The sequence below is a fragment of the Bradyrhizobium sp. 17 genome, from assembly GCF_023073515.1.
In the GTDB taxonomy this organism is placed as follows: domain Bacteria; phylum Pseudomonadota; class Alphaproteobacteria; order Rhizobiales; family Xanthobacteraceae; genus Bradyrhizobium; species Bradyrhizobium canariense_D.
In genome coordinates, this window is record NZ_JADPJQ010000002.1 from 1 (window position 1) to 1,197 (window position 1,197).

Consider the following 1,197-nt stretch of genomic DNA (forward strand, 5'->3'; position numbering starts at 1 on the left):
ATCAAGGTAGAGCGTCAAGCCGTCCCAATGACGCAGTGCATAGCGTAAAGCTTTCGCCGTCTCACTCTTCGCGAGGTGACCAAGCTTCGCCTCAAACGACTGCTTCAAGGCTGCAGCCAACGGCCGGGCATGCGCCTGCCGGCCCGCGCGGCGCTCGGCGTCAGATCGGCCACGGAGCGCTTTCTCGACCGCGTAGAGCTGGGCGATGCGCTCGAGGGCCTCGCGGGCAACCGGCGCCGGCCCCGGCGAAGCCTCGCGCTCGATCTTCACAAACTGGCGCCGGAGATGCGACCAGCAGAATGCGAGCGTCCCGGACAAGGCGTCCGCACGCGTCTCTCGCATCATGGTCTTGTAAGCCTGATAGCCGTCGCAGTGGATGATGCCGCGATAGCCTTCGAGCAGTCGCAAGCCATGAACGGCGCCGCGGCCTGGTGCATAGGCATAGACCACGCCGGGCGGATCAGGCCCGGCCCAAGGCCTGTCATCGCGCGACAGCGCCCAGAAGTAGCCGGTTTTGGTCCTGCCGCGCCCGGGATCCAGCACCGGCGCCGGGGTCTCATCGACACAGAGCTTCGGAGAGGCGAGTAGAAGCTCGCGCAGTCGATGCCACAAGGGCTTCAATTCCTGGGCGGCGTAGCCGACCCAGAAGGCGAGCGTGGAACGGTCGATGGCGATACCGTGCGTCGCCAGCATCTGCGTCTGGCGGTAAAGCGGCAAATGCCAATGATACTTGGCATCGATCACATGCGCGACGAGCCGCTCGGTCGGCAGTCCTCCCCTGATCAATCGCTCGGGAGCAGCATGCTGGAGGAGGACGCCGTGACAGGCGCGGCAGGCCAGTTTGGGGCGGCGGGTGACGAATACGCGATACTGCGCCGGTACGACGTCCAGCCTCTGGCTCTCATCGTGACCGATCTCAAAAAGGTCGCCTGCGCAGCATGGGCAGCAGGTTGCAGCGGGCATCAGGGTCTCGATGATGCGCGGCAAATGCTCCGGCAGCTTGCCACGATTGGCCCTGCGCTCGGCAGCTCTCTTCTCGCGTGTTTTGGGATTGGCGCGGTCCTCGGCTGCTTCGAGAGCCGCGACAGCCTGATCGATATCCTCCAGAACAAGCTGGAGCTGATCACCGTCAAGCTTTTCCGACGATCGACCGAACTGCGCGTCTTTTGCAAGCTTGAGCAACCGCTCGAGCCTGGC

1 protein-coding gene is annotated in these 1,197 nt (G+C 64.3%); it reads right to left on the reverse strand.

Features of this window, described 5'->3' with window-relative positions; translation table 11 throughout:
• Positions 1–1,197, reverse strand: a 1,197-nt coding sequence (locus IVB13_RS00020; protein ID WP_247487225.1) for an IS66 family transposase, incomplete at both ends; no start/stop codon positions are given.